Raw genomic sequence first — 5,822 nt, 5'->3', positions numbered from 1 at the left:
CTTATTGCCCGCCATCTAAGCGTAGTTTTTTGAGTTGAGTCTGCAAGTGTCGGCTGAGGTCTGCGTCGAAGATCTTTTCGTCAAAGAGTTGCCGTAGCCGTTCAATGTTCGCCACACTATTGTGTAAGTGTTGGCTAATTGCCGGATCCGTCCATCGACGACCCTCCTTGTTCGTATCGGGTTTAAGCAGTATCCGGGCCTGGTTCATTTTGTAAGCATGAACTTTGCCTGTTGTTGTCAGCCCCTACAACTCTTCTCGTTATTCATCACTCAGAGAGAAGATGTATTTCTTTTTGGCCATGAATCTCAAGTAAACGCGATGGCTTTAATTATCATCGAATTACCCCTAACAACAACGCTGACAGACTACTAGTTGTCTGCGGCGTAAGTTTAAAGACCAGTCTAGAGGTGTTGGGTGTTAGGTGTTAGGTGTTAGGGATGGTAGACAGATTTACGCCAAACTCTACTAGGGCAATTCTCAGGGAAGAAATTACCCAATAAATTTAGGATGGGCAAAGGGCTTTGCTCGTGCCCATTAGCTTCAGCTCTTGGCGATGGGCAAGCACGCTTTGCCCATTTTATGCTGGCTTAGAAACCCATAGTTTTTCGTGAGAAAAATCGCCAGTTCTCAATTTGGATGAGGTTTAAAAACTGAATAAGTGGTAAGCCTTCTGCTCTATCTCTAAAAATTTTTCTCTAATTTTGAACCAATTCACAACCAGTCCAGTCTAACCTCATCAAGTGTTCGCTTTGGTGGAATTCTACTCCAAAATAGCGGCAACTGGTAGTGGTGAAAGCCTCTGCCAGTAATCGTTCGAGCGATCGCAAGCAAAAAGATTTTGTGGGAGTTTCCGCAACATTAAACAAGGATCACCGTCTTTAAGTGTATTCCTGAGATAAATTTCATTGCTTGATTTGGTTCACAGTTCCCTAACAATCATTTACCTGGAGGTAATGTCATGAAACACAAGCTTCTAATGAGCCTATTCTTGGGCACCCATGCCAGCTTGTTAATTCCATTTATGTCAGCACCAGCCGTTGCCAGACCGACCAAACTAGATTTTCGCCGCCCTGTGCAGGTTCAGGTGATTGATCGGAGCCGCAGACCTGTTTTTAACCCACGGGCAAGGGGAAATGACTCAAATTTCAATCGGCGGATTAAGCCAGGAGCACGATTCGATAACAGTATCTTTAATCGAAGAAGCAACTTTGATAACGGCATTTCTAATCGAAGCAATAACAATGATTTCGATCAACCCCGGCGCGAGGTTGATGCCGATTCTGGACGCGGAAGGGGTGGTTTGATCCGTTTCTAAAGTTCACTGGTTAACAAGATGGTAGCGTTCCAGATCTGTTGTTTGCCTTCCGTAGGGGCAGTGCATTGCACTGCCCCTACCAGGCACCGACCACACATTTGAAACAACAACAACAACATAGCCTCCCCCAGTTCACTTTCAGCCGGGGGAGTTTTCTGCCAAACTTTTTTTTGAGACAATGAACACGCTTAAACACCTCCTGGCACCTTACCCAACGGATCAGTTTTTGTCACAGAACTGGACGCAACAAGCAGTTCATATTCCAGCGGATGATCGGCAAAAGTTTCGATCGCTGTTTTCCTGGGAAACGCTGAATTATTTACTAAATTTTCATCGAATTTCCTATCCCGCCCTTCGTTTTTCCCAAGATGGGAAATCGTTGCCGGGAGCAGATCGGCAGGATTGGCGCGATCGCCTGCAACAGGGTGCCACGATGATCATTGACAGCATCCATGAACTGGTCCCAGAAGTGGCTTCTCTGGCGACTGGCTTGCGGTATGAAACCGGACATCGAACTCAGGTTAATCTGTATTGTTCACCAGCAGAACAACAGGGATTTGACTGTCACTATGACACCCATGATGTGCTGATTTTGCAGATTGATGGAGAGAAAGAGTGGTTTGTCTTTGGCGAAACGGATCCCTACCCGGTGGCTGACATTCGATCGCCCGACCAGTTACCACCGGATGAACCGCCTTACGTAAAAGGGGTTCTAAAACCAGGTGATGTGCTTTATATTCCCCGTGGGCACTGGCATTATGCGATTTCACGCGATCGCCCCTCGCTCCATCTAACCCTGGGTATTGATTGTCAAACTGGACTCGACTGGCTCGATTGGGTTGTGGGTGAACTACATCACCAACCGGAATGGCGAGAAAGCCTGCCGCTCGTGGTAGAAGGGGATTCCCAGGCATTGCAACAACGGTTGGGCGGGTTGGGTGATCGGTTGAGCCAATACCTGTCACAGCCAGAAGTGACCCAAAAGTATGTTCAGGAATTAACGGGCAGAGAGCAATCGATCGCGCCCTTCTCCTTACCCTTTCAATTAGGATTTGACCTGTTTGAGTACGGGTTGGAGTCCCGGTTTAGCCGTCCTGCTGCCCAGCCTGTGCAAATTGAAGTATTAGACGATGACCACTATCAGATCACGATGGGTTCTAAGCAGGTGATACTCAAAGGCGTTTCTCTAGAACTGATTGAGAACCTGTTCAATCGCGATCGCTTTAGCATTTTGGAAATGGCAGACTGGGCACCAGATCTAGATGTAGAAGGAGATGTAGTGCCGTTGCTAACCCAACTGGTCACGGCTGGCGTACTCTTTGTAGAAAGCGATCTCGAAAACACCTGACACCTGGCACCTGACACCTAGCACCTATTCCCAAAAGTTTGCTCACTCTGCTCAACCAGCCAATGCCCAAAGTCGCTCAAAAACATTAGCAGTCCATCCCGATTAGCAGACGGTTGAACTGCCAGTTCCAGTGCCTTTCGCATCTGGGTTGCCTGTGCCGGGAAATGGCGCGAGAAACATTCATAGCAGGGGTAAAGGTCGCGGGTAAAGGTTCCTTCGGCTTCCATCACCAGTTCAAATCCAGTCCGCACCATCCGTCGCGTCACCCATCCACACCAGCCTTTGACCTCCTCGTCAAACCTGGGATGATCGAGTGGCAGTTGCCGCAAGGCTGACTGGGTTTCTGCCAGATCTTCTGCCAGATCAAAGGCATGAATCACCAGGGCAGTTCCCGGTTTAAATCGGGGTAATTCTGGCTGTAAGTTATGTCCATAGATACAAAGGCTCTGGGTCTGAAGGACGGCTGGCCAAAAGGATTCGGGTTTCTGGATTTCTGTATTGGAAAGAATCGCAATTTCAATCTTTTTACAAAATGGATGACGTTCTGTTAGCGATCTCGCCAGTGTATCACTCCATTCTTCACCCATTGCTTCAGCATCATTGTGAACAATCGCCAGACTATCCAAATCAGAGATTCCTATCATGGCACTACCACGGGGAACTGAACCCCGCAGATACAAACTGTGGAGGCGATCGCCCAATCCTTCCAGACAGCCATGCTTTAGATCACTGACTAACTCTAACCAGGGTGACTGAATTTTTTCCCAATTGCACTCATTGATGAGATAACCCTCTGCATCCGTTTCCAGTAATTTACCTAGCTTACGAATCGGACTTGTAGTATTTGAACTCATATGATCCGCTTCATCCGTTCTCTACCTGTTAAATCTCACCAACTTAGAAACCCACTTTTTCCAGCCATGCTTGCAGGTTGTTCAGGTCAAATTTTATGTGCAAAACCAACATTTCTACATTAGAGAAATTTCCTGATCACAAACAATTCCTGCCTGGGTATCTTAAGACTATTCGATTCAGAATCTGCAATTGAATTGCGATGGCTGTTACCACTTTATAAGCGGATGGTTGACAACACAAAATTAGTTTTAATGGTACAACCTGTGGGGCGTCAGGGTCTTATCTGGCAAACGATTCTGCGATCGCAGGGCATTTCTGTCATTTGGGAATCGGCAGATGTCAATATTCCCAATAGCATTACCTACCTTCAGTCATCCGGAGCGGTGCTACCCGATCTATTGCTGATCGATACCCGTGTACAGCCGATTAATCCCTATGCTATCTGCCGTTGGTGCCATAAACACTGTCCGGAGGTGAAAGTGGTTCTGGTCAATGGCGCACAGGAAAAAGTGACACCCTCTGAGCAGGGATGGGCACGTTGCCAGGGAGCCGCGGATTTGTTGCCCCGCTTCCGGGATGATCAGATGGCAAGCAGTGCCTATGAAAGAGCAAGACGAATCCTGGACTTGCTCGGTCAATCTAGCTTGGATAGTGGTGCGCTTGTCACTGCATTAATGCAAACCAGCAAACATCACAGTTCCAAAAAAACTGTGGCGAATCGCATTTCGATCGATCTAAATTATGCGATCGTCACATCGGGCGATAAATAAACATCCTGAATAGTATGGAATAGCTTAACCCCTTCTTCAAACGGACGCTGGAAGGTTTTGCGTCCCGAAATTAAGCCACACCCCCCGGCACGTTTGTTAATTACAGCCGTTCGCACAGCTTCAGCAAAATCATTTTTGCTGGAAGCACCGCCAGAGTTAATCAAGCCTGCCCGTCCGGCGTAGCAGTTCAACACCTGATAGCGGGTTAAATCAATCGGATGGTCGCTGGTCAAATCGCTATAGACACGCTTATCCGTTTTGCCGTAGCTTTCCCCGGTTGCCTGGGTGATCGCCCCATAACCATTATTTAATTCCGGCAGCTTTTGCTTAATAATGTCAGCTTCAATCGTGACCCCCAGGTGGTTTGCCTGCCCAGTCAGGTCGGCAGCCAGATGATAATCTTTGTCTTGCTTAAACGCATTGTTCCGCAAGTAGCACCAGAGAATCGTCACCATGCCCAATTCATGGGCGCGTTCAAAGGCATGGCTGATCTCTTGAATTTGCCGGGTGGATTCCGGTGAACCAAAATAAATCGTGGCACCCACAGCAACCGCGCCCAGGTTCCAGGCTTGTTCAACGGAAGCAAACAAAACCTGGTCAAACTGATTTGGAAACGTGAGCAGTTCGTTGTGGTTAAGTTTAACGATGAAGGGGATTTTATGGGCATACTTGCGGGAAACACTCCCCAATACGCCTAACGTAGTAGCAACGGCATTACAGCCCCCTTCGATCGCCAGTTTAATAATGTTTTCCCCATCAAAATAAATGGGATTGGGGGCAAAGGATGCAGCGGCTGAATGTTCAATACCCTGATCAACCGGCAGAATTGAAAGATAACCAGTATTTGCCAGTCGTCCGTGGGAGTATAGCTGCTGAAGATTTCGCAAAACTTGGGGATTGCGATCAGTTTGAACAAACACGCGATCGATAAAATCAGGTCCCGGCAAGTGGATCAAGTCTTTCGACACCTTTGCTTTGTAGTTCAGCAGATAATCTGCTTCGTCCCCCAGCCAGGATGCGATCGATTGAGGAGCCGTGAGTGTAGCGGTCATAGGAGTTTCTTTCCCCACAATGAAATGGAACTGTTATCTAAAACACAGTCAACTTCTGAGCCAGCCTCTATGCCAGAGCCACACTCCCATTCTAAGAACCATTTTCCGATCTGGTTGGGTTTTGGAGACGTTCAACGCTCTCTCTGACTTCTGGTTAAAACTTGCCAGATGATGAATGCTGTAAAACTCATATAGCCGAAAACTACCAGCCAGTCTTGCCAATTAGCCGGAAGTACAAGCGTGCTGTCCATTGAGGTTAGTCCTTAAAGAAGCGACAGATCAGTTCACCAGCACCATTCTTGTCAAACCGTACCGTGGTGCCATCCTGACGAACGCGCTGGTGATACCAATTTAAACAGTATTCAGGGCAGATAGGGCATCGAGAATAAATGCATACCCTGTGATGGAAGCAATTAGCTCAGGAGTTAACTGAGCAATCAGTTGATCAACTTTAAGTTGGAGTTGGTCGAGTGTTTTGAAG

General features: G+C 47.4%; 7 protein-coding genes. 3 read left to right on the top strand and 4 right to left on the bottom strand.

What is annotated here, in order from left to right; translation table 11 throughout:
* Position 1: 1 nt before the first annotated feature.
* Complete coding sequence (locus AC1S52_RS00765; RefSeq protein WP_482027132.1) at positions 2-208, bottom strand: hypothetical protein; 207 nt, start codon at positions 206-208, stop codon at positions 2-4.
* Positions 209-959: 751 nt separating this feature from the next.
* Between AC1S52_RS00765 and AC1S52_RS00760 the strand changes: the two genes are divergently transcribed.
* Complete coding sequence (locus tag AC1S52_RS00760) at positions 960-1,316, top strand: hypothetical protein (RefSeq protein WP_482027131.1); 357 nt, start codon at positions 960-962, stop codon at positions 1,314-1,316.
* On the opposite strand, the gene AC1S52_RS00755 is transcribed toward AC1S52_RS00760, so the two are convergent.
* On the bottom strand, positions 1,313-1,495 hold the full coding sequence (locus AC1S52_RS00755; RefSeq protein WP_482027130.1) for a hypothetical protein: 183 nt from the start codon (positions 1,493-1,495) through the stop codon (positions 1,313-1,315). The two genes, AC1S52_RS00760 and AC1S52_RS00755, sit on opposite strands and share 4 nt — an antisense overlap.
* Here AC1S52_RS00755 and AC1S52_RS00750 point away from each other — a divergent pair.
* Complete coding sequence (locus AC1S52_RS00750) at positions 1,495-2,664, top strand: cupin domain-containing protein (protein WP_482027129.1); 1,170 nt, start codon at positions 1,495-1,497, stop codon at positions 2,662-2,664. The two genes, AC1S52_RS00755 and AC1S52_RS00750, sit on opposite strands and share 1 nt — an antisense overlap.
* Positions 2,665-2,681: 17 nt before the next feature.
* Here the strand turns inward: AC1S52_RS00750 and AC1S52_RS00745 are convergent, their stop codons facing one another.
* On the bottom strand, positions 2,682-3,518 hold the full coding sequence (locus AC1S52_RS00745) for a hypothetical protein (protein ID WP_482027128.1): 837 nt from the start codon (positions 3,516-3,518) through the stop codon (positions 2,682-2,684).
* A gap of 225 nt (positions 3,519-3,743) precedes the next feature.
* Between AC1S52_RS00745 and AC1S52_RS00740 the strand changes: the two genes are divergently transcribed.
* Positions 3,744-4,289: a response regulator gene (locus tag AC1S52_RS00740; protein ID WP_482027127.1), complete on the top strand. Its 546-nt coding sequence runs from the start codon at positions 3,744-3,746 to the stop codon at positions 4,287-4,289.
* On the opposite strand, the gene AC1S52_RS00735 is transcribed toward AC1S52_RS00740, so the two are convergent.
* The gene (locus AC1S52_RS00735; RefSeq protein ID WP_482027126.1) at positions 4,259-5,341 is read right to left on the bottom strand and encodes a class I fructose-bisphosphate aldolase; all 1,083 of its coding nucleotides are present in this window, start codon (positions 5,339-5,341) and stop codon (positions 4,259-4,261) included. The two genes, AC1S52_RS00740 and AC1S52_RS00735, sit on opposite strands and share 31 nt — an antisense overlap.
* Positions 5,342-5,822: the final 481 nt, after the last annotated feature.

It is taken from the genome of Kovacikia sp. CALU 1929, from assembly GCF_056784235.1.
The sequence above is the reverse complement of the archived record's forward strand: the minus strand, read 5'-3'. Positions and strand labels throughout refer to the sequence as shown.